Source organism: Streptomyces sp. CLCI03, assembly GCF_053615355.1.
In genome coordinates, this window is sequence record NZ_CM132132.1 from 5,277,109 (window position 1) to 5,299,223 (window position 22,115).

A 22,115-nucleotide genomic window follows, 5' to 3' on the forward strand; every position below is an offset into this window, starting at 1 on the left:
TCACACCCACGTCCGGGGACGGAAACGGTTTGCCCGCTCCACCAGTTCGATCCTCTCCTCGCCACGCCGCGCCAGCCGTGCGAGGACGCGGTACGAGCGCTCCAGTCCGAAGCGCAGGCCCCGCTCGTCCAGTTGACTGCCGAGCAGCGAGGTCCGGCCGGGGTCGGAACCCCGACCACCCGACAGTACCCAGTCCAGGGCCGAGCCCAGAACTTCCGCCCGGAGCCGCTCCTGCCGCTCCGGGTCCAGCCCGAACCGCCGCAGGGCCTCCACCTGGTCCGCTGCCGCCGCCAGGTCGGCCGACAGCGGCTCCTGCGGGGACCGGTCGCGCAGACGTGCGCGTACCGCCGCCACCCGCGCGGCGGTGTAGTGGATGGACGACTCCGGCACGGATTCCAGCGTGCGCACGGCCGCGTCCCGGTCCCCGGCGGCCAACTGGACCCGGGCCAGCCCGAAGGCCGCGCTCACGAATCCCGGGTCGGTGATCCACACCAGGCGGTAGTACTCGGCGGCGTTGTCCAGCTGGCCCAGCACCTCCGCGCACAGCCCCAGGGCCAACTTCGGCGCGGGCTCGCCCGGGAAGGCGTCGTAGATCGCGTCGAAGGACAGGGCCGCTATCTCGTCGTCCCCGGTGGCCAGCGAGGCGATGCCACGGGCCCACACGACCCGCCAGTCGTCCGCGTGCCGGGCCTCCAGATCCGCCAGGGTGCTTCCGGCGGCGGGCAGTTCACCCAGCTCCAGGTGGGCTCGCAGTTCCCGCAGCCGCAGCTCGGCCGAGTCGGCCGGGGCCGCGCTCAGGGCGCCCAGCAGGTCGCCCGGCGGGGAGGCCAGCAGACCGGTCAGGAAACCGGCGTTCGGGTCGGTCGGGTCCACCAGCGGTACGGGCAGGGCCAGCGCGGCGTCGCGGGCGTCGAGGGTCGTCGCCCTCGCGGCGGACCGCTCCGGGGACAGGAGTACGGGTACGGGTGCGGCCCCCGCGCCGTGGAACGCGGCGGGCGGCGCGGGCCGTTGGCCCGGCACCGGCGCGGCCGTCACGCGGGTGGCGGTGCCGCCGAGACCGTGGGCACCCCCGGCCTGGCTCCCGGGTCGGGCCGTCGCCGTCGCGCCGGCCGGGCCCGTCGCCGCGCCGGGCGCGGAAGCCGCCGTGGGCAGGGCGGCCGCGCCACCGGGCGCAGGGATCCCCGCGGCGAGGCCGGTGTGGGCCCCGCCGGCCGCTCCGGCGTGTGCCCCGCCTCCGGCCGGGCCGCGGCCCAGCATCCCGAACAGCCCGCCACCGCGCCGGGCGGCGATCGGCCGGTAGCCCAGCCGGGAGACGACCGCGTCGGCCGTGTCGGCGAACAGTCGGGTGTCCGGAACGCGCAGCTCCGGGCCGAAGAGGGTCGACAGCTGCGGCCGCGGCCGGCCCGTCTGCAGGGCGACCACCTCCCGCAGCACGCCCGTCAGCTGGTCCGCCATCTCCTGCGCGGACGAGAACCGCCGCCCCGGGTCCGGGTCGGTGGCCCGCACCAGCAGCCGGTAGAAGGACTCGTACCGCCGGAACACCTCGATGTGCTCGGGATCCGGCAGCGAATCCACGAACACGTTCGTGTAGCCCTGGAAGTCGAAGGTCAGCACGGCCAGCGTCCGCGCCACCGTGTACAGGTCGGAGGCGACCGAGGGCCCCAGCTCCGCGACCTCGGGGGCCTGGTAGCCCACCGTGCCGTAGATGGCCGACTCGGTGTCGTCCATCCGCCGTACCGCGCCCATGTCGATCAGCTTCAGCTGGTCCTGCTGCTGGATCGCGTTGTCGACCTTGAAGTCGCAGTACAGGAGGTTCCTGCTGTGCAGGTGACCGAGCGCCTCCAGCGCCTCGATGCCGTAGGCGCAGGCCTGTTCCACCGGCAGCGGGTCGCGTCGACCGTCCGGCCGGCGCCGCTCGTTCGCGATCTCCTTGAGCGATTTGCCGCCGACGTACTCCATGACGATGTACCCGTCCAGCGAACCGGTCCGCTGGTCCAGGTGCTCCACGAAGTTGTAGATCCGCACGATGTTGGAGTGCTCGATCTCCGCGAGGAAGCGCCGCTCCGAGATCGCGGCCTCCATCGCGTCCTGGTCCCCGGTGTCCAGCAGGCCCTTGAGGACCACCCACCGGTCCGCGACCGCCCGGTCCACCGCCAGGTACACCCAGCCGAGGCCGCCGTGCGCGAGGCAGCCGGCCACCTCGTACTGGCCGCGCACCACATCACCGGAGCGCAGCTTGGGCACGAAGGAGTACGGGTGCCCGCACTTGGTGCAGAACCCTTCCGTCCGGCCCGGCCGGTCGCCCCGGGAGCGGCCCACCGGGGCCCCGCAGTCCGAGCGGGAGCAGAACCGCTTGCGCTCCGGCACCTCCGGATTCTCCAGCACCGCGGTCGAGGGATTCGGACGCGGCACCTCCGGCACGTTGACCAGGCCGGCGCCCAGCCGGCTGCGGCCCGAGGCCGCCGAGCCCGAACTGCGCACCGACACCGAACGGGTGGACGTGGTCCCCGACACCGAGCGCGACAGCCGCCCGGACACCGAACGGCGCGAGGAGGAGGAGCGGGAGGACCGGGCCGAGGCCGAGGACCGCGCCGAGCCGTGGGAGCCCTGCGAGCCCATCGATCCACGGGACCCGCCGGAGCCCAGGGAACCCCGGGCCGCGCTCGTCATCCCGGTCGGCGGCGACACCAGCTCGTCCGCGCCCGCGGCGATCGAGCCGACCGGCGCCAGCCCGCACGTGTCGCAGTAGACCTCGCCGCCGCCCATGTCCTCGTACGCCCCCGGGCAGCCGGGGCGGACGCACGTGGTTCCGATCAGGCTCATGCGTCCCCCTCTCCCGGCCCGTCGGGCCGCTGTTCCTGGTCTCGCGGTGGTTCGGGCCGGTGCTGCGGCACCAGTGATTCCGCCGTCGCCTGCTGGTAGCGCAGGACGGCCTGCTCGGCGGCCCGTAGGTCGCAGGGCGCGCTCCACAGCATCCGCCGGGCGGTGTCGTACCGCTCGATCAGCAGCGGATCCTCCGCCATCCCGTGCCGGGCCACCTTCGCCTTGTACGCGTCGAGCCGCCCGCGCAGCTCGGCCCGCACGGCCAGGGGCGCCGTCACGGCGGTCAACGATTCACGGGCCCGCCGCAGTTCCTCCTCGGCGCGCACCTCCAAGGACTCCAGCAGCGGTGAGAGCCGGTGCCAGCGGGCCTGGCGCCGATGCTCGGCGGCCGCCGCGAGCTGCTCCTGGAGCACCGTGGGCGGACCGCTCACCGCGGGCACCTCGGACGCGGCGATCTTCGCCAGCACCTCGCCGCGCGCGGTCCGCGCCTCCGCCAGGGTCCGGTCGGCCCGTGAGAGCACGTCCCGCAGGGCGATCAACCGCTGTTCGGCGTCCTGCCGTACGTCCAGCACCGCCTCGATCTCGCGGCGTACGTCCTCCAGCGCGAGCGCGGCCCGGTCGTAGCGCCCGGTGTCCGGACGGCCGCCGCCGGGCGCGGAGCTGCCCGTCGCCGGCAGCCAGAAGGCCAGCGGATCCGCGATCACCCGGGTGCGCAGCTCCGTCAGCTCGGCGGTGATGTCCTCCAGGTCGTCGCCGGAGGGGTGCTCGCCCGGCCGCACGCCCACCGAGTGGGCCAGCGAGCGGGTGCGGTGCAGCTCGGCGGCGAGCAGGTCGATCCGGGCGGGCAGCGCGGACCATACGGCGTCGGCGGCGACCACCACGTCCAGCGAGCGCGCGTACAGGCCGTTCATGCGGGACACGAGCTCGGCGAGCGAGAGCCGCTCGGCCAGCGCGACGCCCTCGGTCGCGGACCCGGCGATCAGCACTCCGGGCCCGCGCAGCCGCTCCGTCAGCTCGATGAGGTCCTCGCGGTTCGGCCAGCGCCGCCGCTCCCGGACCTCCCGGGCGGCGCTCAGTGCCCCGCTGTAGGCGTCGAAGTAGGTCCACAGTCGGGTGATGTCCGCGTCGGCGGTCGTCCAGCGGTCCTTGGTGGTCCCGGCCAGCGCGGCGCCCTCCAACAGCCGGCGCCCGGCATGGTCCTGGAGGGCGAGCAGCGAGGTCTCGACGGCCTCGTGCTCCGCGCTCAGCCGGGCCAGGGCACGGTCGACGTCGTCCCGGTCCATCACTGCAGACCCCGCCTCCACCGAATGTGCCTCCGCTTCCGCCGCCGCCTCCGTGTCCGTCCTCGTATCCTGCCCCGCGCCCGGTCCCGTGTCCGAAACCGTCACGGGCCTCAGCCGTCCCGGTACTTGGGTGCGGGGGGCGCGGTCACGCCCGGCAGCACGGGCTGCAGGTGCTTGAGGTACGCCTTCATCCACGGGCTCTCACCGCCGCCCGCGCGGTAGTTCTCCAGCACCTTGTTGACCCGGCGGACCAGGTCGGAGGCGTCCTTGTTCATCGCCACCCCGTAGAACTCGCGGGTGAAGGGCGAGCCGACCAACCGCACCGAGGGGTCCTGGGCGGCCTGGCCGGCCGCGAGGGCGTTGTCCGTGATGATGCCGTCGACCTCGCCCAGCTGGAGGCGCACCAGGCAGTCGAGCTGGTTGGCGACGGTGACCGGCGCCGAGCCGTACGACTGGGCCTTCAGGGCCGCCTCCGCCGTGGAACCGGAGGCGACGCAGATCCGCCGGTCCTTCAACGAGGTGTCGTACCCGGTGATCGGGGAGCTCTTGGGCACCAGCACCTGCTGCCCGGCCTCGAAGTAGGCCGTCGAGAAGGCGACGTCCTCCAGCCGCTTGCAGTTGATGGTCATGGTCCGCACGACGATGTCGACGCGCCCCTCCTGGAGGGCCGGGATGCGCTGACTGGTGGGGATGGCCCGGTAGATGACCGCGTTCTCGTCGCCCAGGATGTCCTTGGCGATGGCCTTGACCAGGTCGATGTCGAAGCCGTCGAGGCGGCTGCCCTCGGCGGTCTGGTTGCGGTACCCCCAGCGGAAGCTGTTCTGGTCCACGCCGGCGACGAGCTTGCCCGCCGCCTTGATCCGCGCGATGGTCGCCCCGTCCACGTCGGAGGGGCGCAGGCTGGCCTCGGGGTCCTGGCAGGTGTCGGTGAGGGTCCAGGGCGTGGCCGGGGCCGCGGCCATCGAGGCCGGCCGGCGGACCACCGGCTTGTCGGTGTCGGGTGTGGCGTGGGCCAGCGGCAGCAGGACGACGGCGACGGTCGTCGCGCAGGCGACGGCCATCGCGCTCACCCCGCCCCAGCCGCGCAGCCGGCGCGCCGCGCGGCGGAAGCCGGACGCCGGGCCAGGGCTCGCCGCGTGCCGGGCCCGGCCGGCCCGGCCCGTGCGGCTCTCCGGGCCCGCCTGGCCCTCGCGGTTCTCGACGTTCTCGTGACCTTCGGCGGCCCGCCTCGCTCGTATCCGCATCGCGCTCACCTGTACTCCGAAAGCCTGCGCCCGATGCCGAGCAGAGCCGCTGCCGCGCCGATGACCACCAGGACCGCGGCGCCGGTCACCAGGCCGCCCAGCGCGCCGAGCCCGTCCTGGGCGGCCCGGGTGAACTCCTGCTGCTCGTGGTCGACGGCCTGTTCCAGGGAGGCGTCCACCGTGTCGAAGGCGGCTCCGCTGCTCTCCTTGTGCTTCTCGTCCCCGACGACGAGGGGCAGCGCGGCCTCGTAGTCCCCCTTCAGGTCCGCCTCCCGGGCCGCCGTGTGCCGCTGCTTCCACTGCCGCACGCCGTCCTCGGCCCGGCCGACGGGGTCCCGGCCGGCCGCGTCGTCGGCGAGCCGCAGCGCGGTCTCCAGTCCGGCGTCCAGCTGCTTCATGTTGTTGGTGAAGTCCACGTCGTACTTGTCGGACTTCTTGTCCTCGGCCAGTACGGCACCCCGCGCGATCAGGGTCAGGTTCTCACCGGCCCGCGCCTGCAGGGAGGCGATCCGCGCGTCGTTGAGGACCTTCATCGACTCCTGCCCGTCCGCCCGGGCCTCGCTCAGCGAGGACCGCGCGACCGTGTGCCCCACGGTGAGCCACAGCAGGACCACCACCGAGGCGGCCGTCGCGGCCACCAGCCCGTGGTTGAGGACCCGGTTCGTGTGCCGGTAGTTGCGGCGCTGCGCCCAGACGAGGGCGGCGACCGCGAGCAGGCCCAGACCGATCGAGGCCAGCGGCCAGGACCGGGCGTCGTCGTGGTCCCGGTAGAGCCGCTGGGTCTCCGACTCGTACAGCCGCTGCGCGGCGGGCAGCAGCTGGGTGGTCATCTGCTCGTTGGCGTAGCGGAGGTAGGCGCCGCCGAGCGGCAGGCCCTGCCGATTGGTGGCGCGGGCCTGTTCGATCAGGCCGGTGTAGCGCGGGAGCTGCTCGCTCAGCACGGTGATCTGCCGACGGGAGTCCTCGTTGCCGCCGGTGTTGGCGGCGGCGCTCACCAGCAGCTTGGAGGCGTTGGCGATGTCCTTCTCGTACCGCCGGCGCACCTCGCGCGGCTCCTGGGCCCCCAGCAGGAACCCGCTGGAGGAGGCGGTGTCGGCGTCCGCCAGGGAGCGGTAGATGCTCGCCGCGTCCGCGCTCAGCGGCTGGCTGCGCCCCACCACGTCGTCGGCGGCCGCGACCCGGTCGGAGATCTCCCAGACGCTCACCGTGCCGAACAGCACGATCAGGGCGGCCAGTACCGCGCCGATGATGCGCAGTCGGCCCGGCTCGGTGGTCGCCGCCTCGCGCAGCCGCTCCACGCCCTCGGCCCAGGCGGTGCCCCGACGGGCCGGCCCGGTGGGCGGTGGTGCCGTCGGCCCGGCGGACGGCACGGAAGCACCGCCCCCTGGCGCGGGCGCGCGTGATGTGATCGCCACCGTGACCTCCCCCTCGGTCCTGTCGTCCTCCAGCCGACGCTGGGAGGTACCCCCTGCGCAGCAGTATGGCCGTAGTGCCGGTCGACCACAGCACCCGGTGCTGGATCCAGGGCGATCCGTCCCCGAGGGCCCCCTTCGTCGCCCCTTCACCGTCAATACGTCCGTATGGGCGCCACGGTTCCAGACCGGAGGACTTCCCGGGTGGGTTCATCCGAAATGGGCGCGGAGTTTTTCGTACGCCTCGGGCGGGGAGCCGAGCGCGTCCAGGCCCAGCAGACCGGCGCCCAGCACCGGCGGCGCCGTGATCACGCGGATCCGGGCGTGCGGGGCCCGTTCGGCGAGGCCCTCGGCGATCCGGTCGTTGAGCTGCGGGTGGCCGGCCGCCAGCACACTGCCGCCCAGCACCACCGGTACCTCCCGCTCCAGCAGATCCAGGCGACGCAGCGCCACCGACGCCATGGCCACCACCTCGTCCGCCTGCCGGTGCACCAGCGACAGCGCCACCGGGTCGCCGGCGGCCGCCACCGCGAACAGCACCGGCGTCAGTTCGTGCCGTCGCGCGCGTTCCAGCCGGCCCAGGTGCATCGCCTCGATCAGCGAGGCCATCGACGTGTGGCCGAAGTGCGCGGGCAGCGCTCGGGCCAGCTCCGTCGGCCCGCCCCGACCGTCCTCGGCGCGGGCCGCGCACCACAGGGCCTCCTCGGCCAGCCCGCCCCCGCCGCCCCAGTCGCCGGAGATCCGCCCGACCGCGGGGAAGCGGGCGGTCCGCCCGTCCGGGGTCATCCCGACGCAGTTGATGCCCGCCCCGCACACCACCGCGACCCCGCACGGGTCGGCGCCCGCCGGCAGTCCGGAACGCAGCAGCGCGAAGGTGTCGTTGCGGACCGTCGTCGTACGGCCCCAGCCGCGGCGCTCGATCTCGCGCGCCAGCTTCCACTCCTCCACCGGGAAGTCGGCGTTGGCCAGACAGGCCGACACGTGCGCGAACCACGGCCCGGACGGCCCGCTCCCGCGCAGCCCGGCGTCGGCCATCGCCTCGGCGAGCACGTCGACGGCCGCGGCCACGCCCGTGCGCGGCGGCTGGAAGCCTCCGGCCTGGCCGGAACACAGCACGGAGCCGTCCGGGCCGATGAGCGCCACGTCCGTCTTGCTGTTGCCCGCGTCGATCGCCAGCACCGAGGGGAGGGTCACGCCCATGGCAGGTGCTCCTTGTTGTGTGCGAGGAGCCGGTCGGTCAGCCCCTCGGCGAGGTCGTACTGCCCGATGAGCGGGTGCGCCAGCAGTGCTGTGAAGACCCGCTCGCGCCCGCCGCGCAGCGCCGCGTCCAGCGCGAGGTCCTCGTACGCGCTCACGTGACCGATCAGCCCGGAGAACAGCGGGGCCGGCCGGGGCACCGGCAGTGGGACGGCGCCGGATCCGTCGACGCGGGCCGGCACCTCGATCACCGCGTCGTCCGGGAGGAAGGGCAGTGTGCCGTTGTTGTACGTGTTGACCACCTGCACGGCGGATCCGCCGTCGCCCAGCAGGGAGGCGGCCAGGTCCACGGCCGCCTCGGAGTAGAAGGCGCCGCCCCGCTTCGCCAGCAGCGCCGGCTTCTCGTCGAGCGCGGGATCCCCGTACAGGGCGAGCAGTTCCCGCTCCATCGCGGCGACCTCGGCGGCCCGTGAGGGCTTGGTCCCCAGCTCCCTTACCACCTCGTCGTGGGCGTAGAAGTAGCGCAGGTAGTACGAGGGCACGACGCCGAGCCGGTCCAGGACCGCCCGCGGCAGCCGCAGGTCCCCCGCGACGGCCTCGCCGTGCGCGGCCAGCAGACCCGGGAGCAGGTCCTCGCCCTCCGGGCCGCCCCGGCGCACGCCCAGTTCCCAGGTGAGGTGGTTGAGGCCCACGTGGTCGAGGTGGAGGTCGGCCGGCGCCAGGTCCAGCAGGGCCGCGAACTTCCGTTGCAGGCCGATGGCGACGTTGCACAGCCCGACGGCCTTGTGCCCGGCCCGGAGCAGGGCCCGGGTGACGATCCCGACCGGGTTGGTGAAGTCGATGATCCACGCGTCCGGGTTGGTCCGCCGGACGCGCTCGGCGATGTCGAGGACCACGGGGACGGTGCGCAGCGCCTTGGCGAGCCCGCCCGCGCCCGTGGTCTCCTGCCCGACGCAGCCGCACTCCAGCGGCCAGGTCTCGTCCCGCAGCCGGGCGGCCTGCCCGCCGACGCGCAGCTGGAGCAGGACCGCGTCGGCCCCGGCGATGCCCGCGTCGAGGTCGGAGGTGGTGGTGACGCGGCCCGGGTGGCCCTGCCGGGCGAAGATCCGCCGGGCCAGGCCGCCGATCAGCTCCAGCCGTTCGGTGGCCGGGTCGATCAGGACGAGCTCGCCGACGGGCAGGGTGTCGCGCAGCCGTGCGAACCCGTCGACCAGTTCGGGGGTGTAGGTGGAACCGCCGCCCACCACTGCGAGTTTCATCGTCGTCAGCCTTTCACGCCGGTCAGGGTGACTCCCTCGACGAACGCCTTCTGAGCGAAGAAGAAGAGGACGATCACCGGTGCCATGACCAGTACGGTCGCGGCCATGGTCAGGTTCCAGTTGGTGTGGTGCGCCCCCTTGAAGGACTCCAGTCCGTAACTGAGGGTCCAGGCGGCCGGGTTGTCGGAGGCGTAGATCTGCGGGCCGAAGTAGTCGTTCCAGGCACAGAAGAACTGGAAGAGCGCGACGGCGGCGATCCCGGGCTTGGCCATCGGCAGCACCACCCGCAGCAGGGTGCGCAGTTCGCCGCAGCCGTCGACGCGGGCCGCGTCCAGGTACTCGTCGGGGATGGTCAGCAGGAACTGGCGGAGCAGGAAGATGGAGAAGGCGTCGCCGAAGGCCATCGGGATGATCAGCGGCCACAGCGTGCCCGACAGGTCGAGCTGTTTGGCCCAGAAGAGGTACATGGGGATGACCACCACCTGCGGCGGCAGCATCATCATGGCGATCACGAGGAGCAGCGCGAGCCGCCGCCCGCGGAAGCGGAACTTGGCGAGCGCGTACGCGACGGGCACGGAGGAGACCACGGTCAACAGGGTGCCGAGTCCCGCGTACAGGAGCGTGTTGCGCCACCAGGTCAGGAAGCCCGGGGTGTGCCACACCTTCGCGTAGTTGCCCCATTCCCAGGTGTCGGGCCACAGGTCGCGGGTCAGCGCCTGTCGGTCGCCCATCAGGGAGGTGAGGAGCAGGAAGACGAAGGGGAGGACGAAGAAGAGGGCGGCGGCCACGCCGAGCGAGTGCACCGCCACCCAGTGCAGGACCGCCCGGGAGGATCTCCGGCCGGTGTGCGAGCTGGTCATTCACCGGCTCCGATCAGACCGCCACGGCGCCGCATCAGGAGCGCGGTGAAGGCCATGGAGAGGGCGAACAGGACGAGCGCGACGACACACGCGGTGCCGTAGTCGAAGCGCTGGAACCCGAGGTTGTAGACGAGTTGGGGCAGCGTCAGGGTGGACTTGTCGGGGTAGCCGGGCTCGAACTGCTGGCCCGAGCCGCCGATCACCCCGGCCGCGACCTTCCCCGCCACCAGCGGCTGGGCGTAGTACTGCATGGCCTGGATGACCCCGGTGACCACGGCGAACATGATGATCGGCGAGATGTTGGGCAGGGTGATGTGCCGGAACCGTGCCCAGGCGCCGGCCCCGTCGAGCTCCGCGGCCTCGTACTGCTCCTTCGGTACGTCGAGCAGCGCGGCCATGAAGATGACCATCAGGTCGCCGACCCCCCACAGGGCGAGGGCGGTCAGGGCCGGTTTGGACCAGTCGGCGTCGGTGAACCAGCCCGGGGTGGGCAGTCCCACCGCGTCCAGCAGGGTGTTGACGGGTCCGGTGCCGGGGTTGAGCAGGAAGACGAAGGCCAGGGTCGCGGCGACCGGCGGGGCCAGGTAGGGCAGGTAGAACAGGGTCCGGAAGACCCCGGTGGCCGTCTTGATCTTCGTGATGAGCAGTCCGATGCCGAGGCCGAAGGCGACCCGGCAGGTCACCATCACCAGGACCAGCCACAGGGTGTTGCGCATCGCCGGCCAGAACAGCGGATAGTCCGTGAGGACGTAGCTCCAGTTGTCCAGGCCGTTGAAGGCGGGCTGCCGGAAGCCGTCGTACCGGGTGAAGGAGAAGTAGAGGGTGGACAGCAGCGGGTAGACGAAGAAGACCGCGAAGCCGATCAGCCAGGGGGACAGGAAGGCCGCGGTCCGCAGGGCGGAGCGCCGCCGCTTCGAGCGCAGGGGGTGGGCGCCGGTCATCGGGCTACTTCGCCTTCGCGATGTCCGTGTCGATCTGCCGGTCGGTCCTGGCGAGACCGGCCGGGATGTCGGTGACGTCGCCCTTCTCGACCCCGTACGCGAAGTCCTCGAAGGTCAGCTGGTAGGTGCCGCCGTCGGCCTTGGCCGGGGTGGTGCTGGACTTCGGGTGCCGGGCGATGTCGAGGAAGGTCTTGAACTCCGGGGTCACCTGAAGGTTCGGGGACTCCAGGGCGGCCAGGGTGGAGGGCACGTTGTGGATGGCGTTGGCGAAGGCCACCACCGCCTCGGTGTCCGTGGTCATGTACTCGACCAGCTCCCAGGCGGCGTTCTGCTTCTTGCTGCCGGAGGCGATGCCCATGATCGTGCCGGCGAGGTAGCCCTTGCCGTAGTCGGCGGCCTGCTCGTCGGGGACGGGCAGCGGGGCGGTGCCGATCTCGAAGGGCACCCCGGCCTCCTTGGCCATCGGGGCACGCCACTCGCCGTCGATCTGCATGGCCACCTGGCCGGTGTGGAAGGGGTGCTCGGCGCTCCACTCGTCACCGAAGGTGTTGCGGAACCGCTCGAGCTTCTCGTAGCCGCCGAGCTTGTCCACCAGGTCCTTCTGCGCGGTCAGCATCTTGGCGAAGGCCGGGTCCCCGGCCAGGTTGGACCTGCCGTCGGGGCCGAAGTACGTGGCGCCCCACTGCGCCGCGAGCCGCGTCGGCTTGGTCTCGTAGCCGTGGAAGGTGGGCATCAGGCCGACCTGCTCGTACGAGTCGCCCTTGAACTTGGTGAGTTTCTGCGCGACCTCGGTGAACTGGCTCCAGGTCTTCGGGGGTTCGGTGATGCCGGCGGCCGCGAAGGCGGTCTTGTTGTACACGAGGCCGTACGCGTCGTTCAGCAGCGGCAGCGTGCACTGGTTGCCTTCGAACTCCGTGTACTCCAGCAGGGTCTTGGGGAAGACCTTCGTCTTGTCGACCCCGGACTTCTTCAGGAAGGGGTTCAGATCGGCGAAGGCGCGGGAGTTGCAGAACTTGCCGACGCTGTCGGTGGTGAAGGAGGAGACCACGTCGGGGGCCTTGTCCCCGCCCGCCCGCAGCGCCTGGTTGATCTTGTCGTCGGTCATGTTGCCGGTGACCTGGACCTTGATGTTCGGGTGCGCCTTCTCGAACCGGGCGATGTTGTCCTCGATGGCCTTGGCCTCGCTCGGCGCGGACCAGCCGTGCCAGAAGGTGAGGGTGACGTCCGCCTTCGGATCGTCGGAGGCGGTGTCCGCGCCCTGGCCCGTACAGGCCGTGGCGAGGGCGGATATCGCCGCGAGGACGGCGATCGCGGTGGTCGGGCGTCCGGTTCTGGGCATGGCGGGGCTCGCTCTCTGCGGGAGGAACTTCCGTGGGGGGTGCCGGTGGGGATGGCGGTGGGGACTGCGTGTGTGGGTGTGCCGCTACGGGGTGCAGGAGGGGCGGAAGGAAGACGGGACGGCGGGGCCGGCGGGCGCCGGGCGGTTCAGCCCGAGGTGTCGAACACTTCGTCCCGGGTGGCGGCCAGCGCGCTCTCCAGCGCGCCGTGCAGGACCGGCCGCTCCCGTACCTCACCGGGGACCAGCCGGGGCCGGGAGGGGGCCAGTTCGGCGAGCTCGGCCTCCAGCAGTGCGCGCAGCGGCTCGCCCCCCGCACTGATGGCCGCCCCGGACAGGACCACGATCTCCGGGTCCAGCACGGCGACGACCGAGGCGAGACCGGTGGCCAGCGCGGTGGCGTACGACTGGAGGAAGCGCAGTTGCGCTCCCTCGGGCGCGGCGGCGGCCCGCGTGAGCAGGGCGACGGCGGCGGCGACCTCCGGTCCGTGCGGTGCGCCAGGAGCCTCGGCGCCGCCGGAGGTGTCCGGCGGCTCGACGCCCAGTTCGGCGGCGAGTCGGGGCAGTCCCTCCACGCCGGCCAGCTCCTGGTACCCGCCGGAGTTGGCCCGGGTGACCTCCCGGACCAGGGGTCGGCCCGGCACGGGCAGGAAGCCCACCTCGCCGGCGCCGCCGGTCCAGCCGCGGTGCAGCCGGCCGCCCAGGACCAGCGCGGCGCCCAGGCCCTCCTCGTTCCACAGCAGGACGAAGTCCTCGTGGCCGCGGGCGGCGCCGAGCCGCTGTTCGGCGACGGCGGCGAGATTGACGTCGTTCTCGTACTCGACGGGCATCGGCAGGGCCGTCGCCAGCTCCTCCAGGAGGGTGGGGGAGTGCCAGCCGGGGAGGTGGCTGGCGTAGCGCAGGCGCCCGGTCTGGGGGTCGAAGGCGCCCGGTGTGCCGATGACCACCCGGCGCAGGTCGGTCCGGGTCAGTCCGGCGGCCTTGACCGCCCCGCCGAGGGCCTCGGTCACCTGGTCGACGGCCTCGGCCCCCTCGGTGTAGGGGACCTCGTGGGTGGCGACCACCGTGCCGGTGAGGTCGGCGACGGCCGCCAGTACCCGCTCCGGGGTGACGTCGAGGCCGCCGACGTAGGCGGCCCGCGGGTTGATCGCGTAGAGCTGGGCGCTGGGGCCGGGGCGTCCGCCGTCGGTGCCGGTGGCCACGACCAGGCCGACCGCTTCGAGGCGGGCGAGCAGCTGGGAGGCGGTGGGCTTGGACAGCCCGGTCAGGTGCCCGATGCGGGTCCGCGACAGCGGGCCGTGCGTCAGCAGCAGTTCGAGTGCGGCCCGATCGTTCATGGCGCGCAACAGGCTGGGCGTTCCGGGCGTGGCGGCGGGCATCGTGCGGCTCTCCCTCACCGAGGTGATCTGTTAGGTAAGTTTCCTATCACCTGTTGAAGTGTGTCAATGCCGCTGCCCCGCAGGCTGTGTCATTTCACGGATGACCTGCGGGGCAGCGGAACGAGCGGGGCTCGTGGGGCGTGCGGTGACGGGGCTACGCGGCCACGGGCCGCACGGGCCGACGGACGGACGCGGTCACTTGGTGATCCGCGGGCCGGCCGGCGGCGGGATCGGGGCCGTGGCCAGCGACTGAGGGGAGGTCGGGTTCGCCAGGGCGGACGGCGCGGCGACCGAGGCCGACGGGTCCGCCGCGGCCTCCTCGTCCTCGTCGGCCGCCGGCACCCCGCCGATGATCCGGATGCCCGCGGCGTCGAAGGCCTCCTTGATCCGCCAGCGCAGCTCCCGCTCCACGGCGAACTGCTGACCGGGCATGGTCTTCGCGGACACCTTCACGGTCATCGAGGCGAGCAGCACCTCGTCCAGGCCCAGGACCTCCACCGGACCCCACAGGCGCTCGTCCCACGGGGACTCCTTGGCCATGGCGTCGGCGACCTCCTTGACCACCTCGCGGATCCGGGACAGGTTCTCCGAGGGCTTGACCTGCACGTCCACGCCCGCGGTCGCCCAGCCCTGGCTGAGGTTGCCGATCCGCTTGATCTCGCCGTTGCGCACGTACCAGATCTCGCCGTTGTCCCCGCGCAGCTTGGTCACGCGCAGTCCGACCTCTATGACCTCGCCCGAGGCCACACCCGCGTCGATCTTGTCGCCGACGCCGTACTGGTCCTCCATGATCATGAAGACGCCGGACAGGAAGTCCGTCACCAGGTTCCGGGCACCGAAACCGATCGCCACACCGGCCACACCGGCACTCGCCAGCAGCGGGGCCAGATCGATCTTCAGCGCGGCCAGGACCATCAGCGCGGCCGTACCGAGGATCAGGAACGAGGCCACCGACCGGAGCACCGATCCGATCGCCTCCGAACGCTGGCGCCGCCGCTCCGCATTGACCAGCAGCCCGCCCAGCGCGGTGCCCTCCACGGCCTCGGCGCTGGTGTTCATCCGGGTTATGAGCTTGGTCAGCGCCTTGCGGACCGCCGAGCGGATCACCGCCGCTATCACGACGATCAGCAGGATCCGCAGGCCGATGCTCAGCCAGGTGGCCCAGTTCTGCTCGATGAAGCTGGCGGCCTCGGTGACGCTCGCCTGCGCCTCCTTGACCGATGCGGGCGCGTCCGGAACGTCGGCTGCCAGCGGCAGCAGAGCGGCGGGCCAGGGCACGACGGGAACCTCCAGGTGTAGCGGTCTGCCCGCGGAACCGGGGGACCCCCGGACGGATCCGGGGATATGCGGGACAGACAGACCACACTAACGGGGCAATCCCTTCACCTTGGTGCCGTGTTCGAGGGAGAGACCAGACTCACCTGGGGATGACTGACTGTGGTTGAAAACACCTCGGACCCGTTACGGGCGAGTGGTGGCGTTTCGACCAGCCGTAAGGAGAGACTGGAGAGCAGATCGTCCCGGCGCGAGCCACGCGCCGCCGGCGTACAAGGAGGCAGTCCGTGCCGCACGTCCTGGTCCTCAACGCGTCGTACGAGCCCCTCGGCGTCGTACCGCTCCGCCGCGCGCTCGTCCTCGTCCTGGAGAACAAAGCGGTCTCCCTGGAGGAATCCGGCGCCTATCTGCACAGCGCGACAAGGGTCGTCCCCGCGCCCAGCGTGGTACGGCTCAAGCGCTTCGTGCGGGTCCCCTACCGGGGGCCCGTTCCACTCACCCGGCGCGCCCTGTTCGCGCGGGACGGCGGGCGCTGCATGTACTGCGGTGCCGTCGCCACCAGCGTCGACCACGTCATTCCGCGCAGCCGGGGCGGTCAGCACGCGTGGGACAACGTCGTGGCCGCCTGCCGCCGCTGCAACCACGTCAAGGCCGACCGGCACCTGCTGGAACTCGGCTGGCGCCTGCGGCACCAGCCGGCGCCGCCGTCCGGGCTGGCGTGGCGGATCATCGGGACGGGGCATCGGGATCCGCGGTGGATGCCGTATCTCCAGCCGTACGGGGCGGAGGACGCCTTGGAGCGGATCGGCGTCGCGGCCGGGTAGCTCCGCCGGGCCGCCGGTCGCGTGCGGGTTGCGCCCGTCGTGGACCTGCGGCCCGGCTTCCCGGGGCGCCGCCCCGGACCCCGCGCCTCGAACGCCGGCAGGGCCGGGAGGGCGGGGTCGGGTCACGGGGTGACCGCGTAGGCCTCCGCCGACCAGAGGGAGCAGCCGTACCGCGTCGCGCGGGTCTCGCAGGTGACCCGTAGGAAGCGGGTGTCCGGGGCGTCCATCCGGAGCGTCTCGTGGCCGCCCCGGGAGGCCTTGACGGCCGCCGCCGGGCGCCAGGTCACGCCGTCCGTGGAGGTCTCCACCCGGTACGCCGACGGGTACGCGTCCTGCCAGTACAGCTCCAGCCGGCCCACCCGCGTCGCGGCGGGCAGTTCCGCCTTCCACCACGCGCCGTCCACCGCCGGTGACGACCAGCGGGTGGCCGGGGAGCCGTCCACGGCCGCCGAGGCCGGGAAGTCGGGGGTCTCGTTCGCAGAGGAGGTCGCCCGCGCGGTCCGCAGCAGATCGGGGCCGCCGGTACGGGCCACCGCGCGCACCGTCAGGGTCCGCGACTCCCCGTCGAAGGTCACCGGCACCTGGTAGGTGCCCGCAGGGGTGCCCGCGGCGACGCTGACCTCCAGCGGGATCGACACCTGGCCGCCCCGCGGGGCCACCGCGGCCTGCGGGAGGCGCACCTCGATGCCCGCCGGCGGCCGTGCCGACAGCGGGCCGCGGACCTCGGTGGGCCCCAGCGCCGACAGCTGCGCCGAGACCCGCTGAGCGGTGCCGCCGATCTCGGCGTCGGCCGCGGCCCCGTCCGCCAGCTCGAAGCGGGCCCGCGGGCCGTCCCCGAACCACGGCACGACGTGGTGCACCGTGGGCGCGGACCCGGCCCCGGCCCAGGACAGGCGCACCGCGTCCGCGCTCAGCCCCGGCGTCTCCACCTGGGTCCAGCCGGAGGCCGCGGCGTCGGCGACCTTGCGCCAGCCCTCGCCCGGTACGTGCGCCTCGACCACGGCACCCCGCGCCCCGGCCGGGAGCGGCTCGGTCATCACGGTCACGGCCGACAGCGGGCGCGGGGCGTCCAGCCGTACGGTCCAGGCCTCCGTCTCCTTCGTCACCGTTCCGGTCTTCCGGGCGGCCCCGGTCCAGGCGTCGGCCTCGGCCACCGCCTTCGTCAGGAAGGGCTCCAGGACGGCCTTGTCCACCCGGGCCGATCCCGGCTGCGCCAGCGTCGCCCGTACGTCGGTCAGGGCCCGGGAGGCCTTCCAGGCGGCCGCCCCGTCCCCGCGGGCCTGGGCCTGGAGGACGTCCACCGCCAGCTCGCCCGCCGTCCCGTAGCGCGCCAGGCGGTCCAGCCAGGGGCCCGCCTCGCCCGACAGGGCCGGCAGCCGCTCCTTGGCCTCGCGCAGGACCGTGAACGCCTTGCGCAGCTCGGTCCCGGCCGCCGGATCGCCCGCCGCGCGGGCCTTCCAGAACTGCTCGACCAGGGGCTTGAGATACGCCGACTCCTCCTGCTTGAGCCCGGAGGACGCGGTGTTCCCGGCGAGCGCCGCCACCGCCTGGCGGGTGCGCTGGTCGGCGCCCGTCAGCTCGCGCACCGCCGCCGCCCAGGACTCGGCGGGCCGGTATCCGCGCGGGTTCCACGCGAAGTCCGCCGCCGTGAAGAGCGGGATCCGCGACAGGGTGCCCTGCGGCATCGCGTTGGCCAGCAGCGCCGCCGAACCGCCCGCCACCGCCGGCTCGCGGCCCGCGTACGGGCCGAGGAAGATCCGGCCCGGATCCCAGTCGTTCACCGGGTAGTTGTCCATGGTGATCAGCGGGTGTCCCAGGGCGGCGCGCGCCCCGGCCAGTTCCTTGCCCGTGATCGTCCGCGGCACCACGCCCACGCCCGTCCAGGCCACCTCCACCCGCGGGTCCAACGCGCCCGCCAGGGCGGTCCGGTAGGTGGTGGCGCCCTCCTGGTAGTACTCCGTCGGCAGCAGTGACAGCGCGGGGGCTCCCGGGTACCGGGCGGCCAGGTGCGCGGCCAGTCCGCCCGCGACCTCCGCGTGCGCCTTCGCGGCCGCCGCCGGGCCCTTCCCGTACCGGTCCCGGTCGGCCCGGCAGCCCCACTCGGTGTAGCTGACGTCCTGGAACTGCACCTGGAAGGCGCGGAAGCCGAGGTCCCACATCGCGTCCACCTTGCGCGCGAGCGCCGCCCGGTCGGCCTCCGAGGACAGGCACATCGACTGTCCGGGGGTCACCGCCCAGGCCAGGACGACCTGGTTGGCGCGGGCCCGTTCGGCCAGCGCGCGGAACTGCGCCTGCTGCTCCTGCGGGTAGTCCTGGCGCCAGGCCGTCGTGCGGTACTGGTCGTCGCCCGGTGCGACGAGCAGCCGGTTCTGCTTGGTGCGGCCCATGAAGTCGAGCTGCGCGAGGCGCTGTTCCTGGGTCCACGGCTGCCCGTAGAAGCCTTCGGTGATCCCGCGCACCGGCGCCGCCGGCCAGTCCCGCACCAGTACGCCGGGCATCTTCCCGCCGCCCGCCGCGAGGAGCTGGCGCAGGGTCTGCGCCGCGTGGAAGAGTCCTTCCCCGCCTATGCCGGCCAGCGCGATCGTGTCCCGGCCGGCGTGCCGGCCCGCGGCCAGCCGGTAGCCCCCGGTCGGCAGGTCGGACGGCGCGGCCGCGCCCAGCGCGCGCAGCGCCTGCTCGGCGTCCGCGTCCTGGAGCCGTACGACGGTGCCCCGCGCGGGCAGCGGAGCCCCGGGGGCCGGTTCGTGGACGGTCCGTACTCCCGCGGCGCGCAGGGCGTCGCGCACGACCCGGACCGCGTACGGGTCGGCGTCGGGCGCCGCGACGAGTACGGCCTCGGTGCCCAGCGGCAGCTCGCGCGCAGGGTCGGCGGCCATCGACTGCGGCCGGGGCCACACCGCGGGCCCCTCGGTGGCGGCGCGGGGGATGTCGGCCCCGGGGTCGAGCACGGGCCCGGCCGCGGCGGTCACGGGGGTCGCCCCCGGGCCCGCTCCCGGCGCCGGTCTGTCCGGTGCGGTGGGCGCCGCGTGGATCCCGGGTGGCGCGGAGGAAACGGCGCCGCCCAGGAGCGTGCCGATCACCGCCACAGCGGCGGCGGTGTTCCGCCTCCTACCCCTGAGCTGCACTGAGCCTCCTCGTCCCGAGACGTCCCCCACTCGTACGAATGAGCCTGAGCCCACCATCCGTGCGGCTGGAGTGTCAATGTGGATGGGTGATCTGCCCCGGATGCGGCAGGAATGCGGTGCCTCCGAGTGGGTATGGACGCGGTGTTCCCCGGCGGCGTCCCACCCTCGTGAACCACCCTTGTGCCCCACTCTTCTGACTCACCCTCATGCCCTCATGCCCGCACGCACGAAGGAGCGCCCGCAGATGGACGACCTGGCCCGGCTCGCTGCCCAGTACGGCGTCGCCACCGACTACCGGCCCGCCGCCGACGTCACCGTCCCGGTACCGGAGACCACCGTCAGGGCGGTCCTCGGGCTGCTGGGGGTGGTCACCGACGACCCGGAGAGCATCCGGATCGGCGCCGCGTCCGCGGCCCGGGAGTCGGCCGGGCGGCTCCTGCCGCCCACGGTGGTGCTGTGGCAGGGGGAGCGGACGGCCCCGGAGCCCGCCGGGCTGCCCCCGGGCACCCGGGTGCGGGTGGTGGAGGAGGAGACGGGAGAGCTGCTCGCGTGGGGCCCCGCGCTGCCGCTGGGCGTCCACCGGCTCACCGCCGAGGCGCCCGACGGGCGCAGCGCCGAGGCCACCTTGGTCGTGGCCCCGGAGCGGGCCCCGGCCGCGCCCGAGCGGGCCCACGGGCTGCTCGTCCAGCTCTACTCCCTCCTCTCCGAGCGGTCCTGGGGCATGGGCGACCTCGGCGACCTCGCGGAGCTGGCCCGCTGGGCGGGCCGTACCCACGGCGCCGGGTTCATCCAGGTCAACCCGCTGCACGCGGCCGTCCCCGGCGCCCCGACCGACCCGTCCCCGTACCGGCCGTCCTCGCGGCGCTTCCCGGACCCCGTCCACCTGCGGATCGAGGACGTCCCCGAATACGCCGACTGCCCCGATCGCGAGGCCCTCGACGCGCTCGCCGGCCGCGGCGGCGAACTGCGCCGCCAGGTCCTGGAGAAGGGCGCGCTGATCGACCGCGATGCCGTCTGGGAACTCAAGAGGGCGGCCCTGGAGCTCCTGTACGCCGTCCCGCGGACACCCGAACGCGAAGCCGCCTACCGCGCCTTCTGCGCCGAACAGGGCGCTCCGCTGGACGTGCACGCCGCCTGGTGCGCCGGACACGCGGGGGAGGAGGACCCGAAGGGGCGGAGCGATTTCCACCGCTGGCTGGTCTGGCTGACGGACGGCCAGCTCGCCGCCGCCCAGCGGGCCGCCCGCGAGGCCGGCATGACGGTCGGCATCGTCCACGACCTCGCCGTCGGGGTGCACCCGCAGGGTTCCGACGTCTTCGGCTCGCCCTGCTACGCCCCGCACATCTCGGTCGGCGCGCCCCCGGACGCCTTCAACGCGCGCGGTCAGGACTGGGGGCTGCCGCCGTGGCGCCCGGACGTGCTGGCCGCCACCGGCTACGCCCCCTTCCGGTCCCTGCTGCGCGGGGTGTTCCGCTATGCGGGCGCCCTGCGGATCGACCATGTGATGGGTCTGTTCCGGCTCTGGTGGATCCCGGAGGGGACCCCGCCCGCGGAGGGCGCGTACGTCAGCTACGACGGCGAGGCCATGCTGGCGATCCTCGTCCTGGAGGCCCACCGGGCGGGCGCCCTGGTCATCGGCGAGGACCTCGGGACGGTGGAGCCGCGGGTCCGTCAGGAGCTGGCTCGGCGCGGGGTGCTCGGCACCTCGGTCCTCTGGTTCGAACGGGACTGGGACGGCGGTGGGAACCCGCTGGCCCCGCAGGCCTGGCGGGCCGACTGCCTGGCCACCGTCACCACGCACGACCTCCCGCCCACGGCCGCCAAGCTCGCCGGGGGGCATGTGGAACTGCGTGACCGGCTCGGCCTGCTGACCCGCCCCGCCGAGCTGGAGCGTGCCGAGGACGCCGCCGACACCGCCGAGTGGCTGGAGCTGCTGGACGGGCTGGGGCTGGACACCAAGGGCGAGGAGGCCGCCGTACGGGCCCTGTACGCCTTCCTGCTGCGCACCCCGGCGCGGCTGGTCGGCGTCTGGCTGCCGGACGCGGTGGGGGACCGGCGGCCGCAGAACCTGCCGGGCACCTGGGACCAGTACCCCAATTGGCGGCTTCCGGTCGCCGATGCGGCGGGGCGGCCGCTGTCCCTGGAGGAACTGGTCTCCTCGCCCCGGGCGAACGCCCTGCTGAGCGCGGTGGGGGAGGGCGTACGACCTCGTACGGCACCCCCGGGCGCGCGCCCCGTTTAGGTGTTCGCTACGTTTGCACCGTGGACAAGAAGAACGCTCTGCGCGCCGGCGCCGTCACGGCCGGAACCGCGCTGATGATGCTGCTGATGACGTCTCCCGCCCTCGCGCTCACCCGCGACGACGGTGACGACCCGGGTCCGGGCCTGAGCATCGGCGAGACCGTCGGCCTGTACGTGGCCCTGCCCCTCGTGATCTTCCTGGGCATCATCGGTCTCGTGATGGTCCTCGACAAGTCGGACAAGCAGAAGAAGGCCTGAGCCGGTCCGGCCCCGCGGGGCCGGGACCAGCAGACCTTTCCGGGCGCCGGGGGTCCGCACCGCCGATTCGATTCGGCCGTGCGGCGACCCCCGGCGCCTTGTCGTACCCTCAGACGCCGGCCAGGAGCCGGCGGAGCAGCCCGGTGAGCACCGCGACCTCGTCGTCGGTCAGCCCGGTGAGCGCGGCGCGTTGTACCTCCAGCCCGGCGCCGACGGCCTCGTCGATGAGAGCCAGGCCGCGCTCGGTGATCGTCACCTGGAGCCCCCGCCGGTCGTGCGGATCGGGCTTGCGGCACAGCAGCCCGGCCTTCTCCAGCTTGTCCAGACGCCCGGTCATGCCGCCCGTCGTGAGCATGAGGGTGGCCGAGAGCTGCCGGGGCGAGAGCGTGTACGGCTCCCCCGACCGGCGCAGCGTGGCCACGACGTCGAACTCGCCGCGCGAGATGCCGAAGCGCGCGTAGCACTCCTCCATCGCGTCGCCCATCGCCCTGGCGATCCGGTAGATGCGTCCGAAGACGGCCATGGGCGCCGTCTCCAGGTCGGGGCGCACGGCGAACCACTGGGCCGTGATCGCGTCCACTGCGTCCTTGTCGTCACTCATGCCTGCAGTATCCGGCTTCCCCGAGATCGTTCGCAAGAAAGTTGCTTGACGGTAAGT

General features: G+C 73.5%; 16 protein-coding genes. 3 read left to right on the forward strand and 13 right to left on the reverse strand.

Going from position 1 to position 22,115, the window contains the following annotated elements; genetic code table 11:
• The 11 genes from ACWG52_RS24355 to ACWG52_RS24405 form a co-directional block, all read right to left on the reverse strand.
• On the reverse strand, positions 1–2,823 hold the full coding sequence (locus tag ACWG52_RS24355) for a serine/threonine-protein kinase (protein ID WP_390140062.1): 2,823 nt from the start codon (positions 2,821–2,823) through the stop codon (positions 1–3).
• Positions 2,820–4,106, reverse strand: coding sequence for a coiled-coil domain-containing protein (locus ACWG52_RS24360; protein ID WP_389811599.1), 1,287 nt, complete (start codon positions 4,104–4,106; stop codon positions 2,820–2,822). Before ACWG52_RS24360 ends, ACWG52_RS24355 begins: the two co-directional genes overlap by 4 nt.
• 110 nt (positions 4,107–4,216) lie before the next feature.
• A complete protein-coding gene (locus ACWG52_RS24365; RefSeq protein WP_389811986.1) occupies positions 4,217–5,167 on the reverse strand; it encodes a glutamate ABC transporter substrate-binding protein in 951 nt (316 codons plus the stop codon).
• 188 nt (positions 5,168–5,355) lie between these two features.
• Positions 5,356–6,720, reverse strand: coding sequence for a hypothetical protein (locus ACWG52_RS24370; protein ID WP_389811601.1), 1,365 nt, complete (start codon positions 6,718–6,720; stop codon positions 5,356–5,358).
• Positions 6,721–6,972: 252 nt separating this feature from the next.
• Positions 6,973–7,962, reverse strand: coding sequence for an N-acetylglucosamine kinase (locus ACWG52_RS24375; protein WP_390140066.1), 990 nt, complete (start codon positions 7,960–7,962; stop codon positions 6,973–6,975).
• A complete protein-coding gene (locus ACWG52_RS24380; RefSeq protein ID WP_389811607.1) occupies positions 7,953–9,218 on the reverse strand; it encodes a 6-phospho-beta-glucosidase in 1,266 nt (421 codons plus the stop codon). Before ACWG52_RS24380 ends, ACWG52_RS24375 begins: the two co-directional genes overlap by 10 nt.
• A gap of 5 nt (positions 9,219–9,223) precedes the next feature.
• Positions 9,224–10,078 carry a carbohydrate ABC transporter permease gene (locus ACWG52_RS24385; protein WP_390140068.1) on the reverse strand — a complete coding sequence of 285 codons (855 nt, stop codon included), beginning with the start codon at positions 10,076–10,078 and terminating at the stop codon, positions 9,224–9,226.
• The gene (locus tag ACWG52_RS24390) at positions 10,075–11,019 is read right to left on the reverse strand and encodes a carbohydrate ABC transporter permease (protein WP_033223962.1); all 945 of its coding nucleotides are present in this window, start codon (positions 11,017–11,019) and stop codon (positions 10,075–10,077) included. The genes ACWG52_RS24385 and ACWG52_RS24390 overlap by 4 nt, the downstream gene beginning before the upstream one ends.
• Positions 11,020–11,023: 4 nt before the next feature.
• Complete coding sequence (locus ACWG52_RS24395) at positions 11,024–12,358, reverse strand: ABC transporter substrate-binding protein (RefSeq protein ID WP_389811614.1); 1,335 nt, start codon at positions 12,356–12,358, stop codon at positions 11,024–11,026.
• Between the two features lie 146 nt (positions 12,359–12,504).
• Positions 12,505–13,734 carry an ROK family transcriptional regulator gene (locus ACWG52_RS24400; RefSeq protein WP_390140070.1) on the reverse strand — a complete coding sequence of 410 codons (1,230 nt, stop codon included), beginning with the start codon at positions 13,732–13,734 and terminating at the stop codon, positions 12,505–12,507.
• Between the two features lie 195 nt (positions 13,735–13,929).
• Positions 13,930–15,012, reverse strand: coding sequence for a mechanosensitive ion channel family protein (locus ACWG52_RS24405; RefSeq protein WP_389811625.1), 1,083 nt, complete (start codon positions 15,010–15,012; stop codon positions 13,930–13,932).
• A 284-nt stretch (positions 15,013–15,296) separates the two neighbouring features.
• On the opposite strand from ACWG52_RS24405, the gene ACWG52_RS24410 reads away from it, so the two are divergent.
• On the forward strand, positions 15,297–15,833 hold the full coding sequence (locus ACWG52_RS24410; protein WP_030011969.1) for an HNH endonuclease: 537 nt from the start codon (positions 15,297–15,299) through the stop codon (positions 15,831–15,833).
• A gap of 122 nt (positions 15,834–15,955) precedes the next feature.
• Here ACWG52_RS24410 and ACWG52_RS24415 read toward each other — a convergent pair whose 3' ends face one another.
• Positions 15,956–18,802, reverse strand: a complete 2,847-nt coding sequence (locus ACWG52_RS24415; RefSeq protein WP_390140072.1) for a beta-N-acetylglucosaminidase domain-containing protein — start codon at positions 18,800–18,802, stop codon at positions 15,956–15,958.
• A gap of 370 nt (positions 18,803–19,172) precedes the next feature.
• Between ACWG52_RS24415 and ACWG52_RS24420 the strand changes: the two genes are divergently transcribed.
• On the forward strand, positions 19,173–21,200 hold the full coding sequence (locus ACWG52_RS24420; RefSeq protein ID WP_389811631.1) for a 4-alpha-glucanotransferase: 2,028 nt from the start codon (positions 19,173–19,175) through the stop codon (positions 21,198–21,200).
• A 20-nt stretch (positions 21,201–21,220) separates the two neighbouring features.
• A complete protein-coding gene (locus ACWG52_RS24425) occupies positions 21,221–21,457 on the forward strand; it encodes a hypothetical protein (protein ID WP_389811634.1) in 237 nt (78 codons plus the stop codon).
• A gap of 109 nt (positions 21,458–21,566) precedes the next feature.
• On the opposite strand, the gene ACWG52_RS24430 is transcribed toward ACWG52_RS24425, so the two are convergent.
• Positions 21,567–22,058, reverse strand: coding sequence for a MarR family winged helix-turn-helix transcriptional regulator (locus tag ACWG52_RS24430; RefSeq protein WP_375939049.1), 492 nt, complete (start codon positions 22,056–22,058; stop codon positions 21,567–21,569).
• Positions 22,059–22,115 lie beyond the last annotated feature (57 nt).

Excerpts from the sequence above, each read along its gene's own strand:
- ACWG52_RS24385 (WP_390140068.1), bottom strand. The coding sequence starts at position 10,078 with ATGACCAGCTCGCACACCGGCCGGAGATCCTCCCGGGCGGTCCTGCAC.
- ACWG52_RS24365 (WP_389811986.1), bottom strand. The coding sequence starts at position 5,167 with ATGGCCGTCGCCTGCGCGACGACCGTCGCCGTCGTCCTGCTGCCGCTG.
- ACWG52_RS24395 (WP_389811614.1), bottom strand. The coding sequence starts at position 12,358 with ATGCCCAGAACCGGACGCCCGACCACCGCGATCGCCGTCCTCGCGGCG.
- ACWG52_RS24400 (WP_390140070.1), bottom strand. The coding sequence starts at position 13,734 with ATGCCCGCCGCCACGCCCGGAACGCCCAGCCTGTTGCGCGCCATGAAC.
- ACWG52_RS24430 (WP_375939049.1), bottom strand. The coding sequence starts at position 22,058 with ATGAGTGACGACAAGGACGCAGTGGACGCGATCACGGCCCAGTGGTTC.
- ACWG52_RS24380 (WP_389811607.1), bottom strand. The coding sequence starts at position 9,218 with ATGAAACTCGCAGTGGTGGGCGGCGGTTCCACCTACACCCCCGAACTG.
- ACWG52_RS24390 (WP_033223962.1), bottom strand. The coding sequence starts at position 11,019 with ATGACCGGCGCCCACCCCCTGCGCTCGAAGCGGCGGCGCTCCGCCCTG.
- ACWG52_RS24375 (WP_390140066.1), bottom strand. The coding sequence starts at position 7,962 with ATGGGCGTGACCCTCCCCTCGGTGCTGGCGATCGACGCGGGCAACAGC.
- ACWG52_RS24420 (WP_389811631.1), top strand. The coding sequence starts at position 19,173 with ATGCCCGCACGCACGAAGGAGCGCCCGCAGATGGACGACCTGGCCCGG.
- ACWG52_RS24355 (WP_390140062.1), bottom strand. The coding sequence starts at position 2,823 with ATGAGCCTGATCGGAACCACGTGCGTCCGCCCCGGCTGCCCGGGGGCG.
- ACWG52_RS24360 (WP_389811599.1), bottom strand. The coding sequence starts at position 4,106 with ATGGACCGGGACGACGTCGACCGTGCCCTGGCCCGGCTGAGCGCGGAG.